This is a genomic window from Coprococcus intestinihominis (assembly GCF_040096555.1).
GTDB classification, from domain to species: domain Bacteria; phylum Bacillota; class Clostridia; order Lachnospirales; family Lachnospiraceae; genus Coprococcus_A; species Coprococcus_A intestinihominis.
Map to the genome: position 1 here is coordinate 1 of NZ_JBBMEK010000476.1, position 1,028 is coordinate 1,028.

Here is a 1,028-nt window from a genome sequence, read left to right on the forward strand (position 1 = left end):
CTTCTCCAGTGAAGCCAGGAAGTTCCCAGTGTATTTTTTACCTCAGAGAACCATATCCAAACGATATCCGGATGATAACCAAGATCATGTATATCCAGAAACAGATAAAAAGCTGTTAATGCATGTTTTGCCAGTTTCAAAGTAGTACCGATATATCCATGGGCTTGCAGGCATTCGATAAAAGGCTCAATCTTTCCTTTAAAGTCTGCGGCTGACATAATTACATCTATCGTTTTCTGTAAAGCTGCTTTATTCTCTGAAGAAAACGCATCGATCAATCCGATATGAGGATAAATCTGACTGTTAAAGAGAAGACTGTATGGCTTTGTGCATTTCCCGATCTTTTCATAGAACTGTATCATCCGAGCCGTGTAATTAAGGATCACGTTTCTGGTTTCAGCTGATTGATACATTTTTGTGTTTACAAGTATCAGTACCGCTTCGTATGAGATATCTGATATATTGACAACTCCAATTTCATCAAAAATGAGCAACCCTTCGGAACAATAGGTACGTGTTAATTCTAATGTGCGTTTTGTATAACGTTTACAACAGTCTTCAAGATAGAAATCAAGATCATCTTTCCATGAAACTGGAAGTTTATCGTATACTGATTGATTTAGATATAGCCTGCGGTCAGATACTGTTCCTGAAGAATCCATTTCCTCTAACTGGTATACATACCGGATCCATATGACACATCGCTGTGAAGGAAGGCTTTTCTTAATCTCAGCAAACCATTCATCACGCGCTTTGACCGTATACTCGGTACTATTTTGGTCGAGATACGATCCAAGAGATTCATAACAGTCCCTATGCGACTTTCTACTGCTTGAACACACCTTCTTTTCTTTAAGTAGTGATATTACCTTTTCGACGGTATCAGCATAATTCATGAAATCACATCCTTTCGATTTTAATGCGATTCCATTATCACATAAAATATGTTATCCTCATCTTTTTTGCGAAGAAGAGAGTAAATATCGCTATATCCAGAAAAGATGAGGATAAAAATACTCTGAGGATAA

At 37.4% G+C, this 1,028-nt stretch carries 1 protein-coding gene; it reads right to left on the minus strand.

Going from position 1 to position 1,028, the window contains the following annotated elements; genetic code table 11:
- On the minus strand, positions 1-896 hold an 896-nt coding region (locus tag WMO25_RS18310; RefSeq protein WP_349086681.1), incomplete at its 3' end, for a hypothetical protein.
- Positions 897-1,028: the final 132 nt, after the last annotated feature.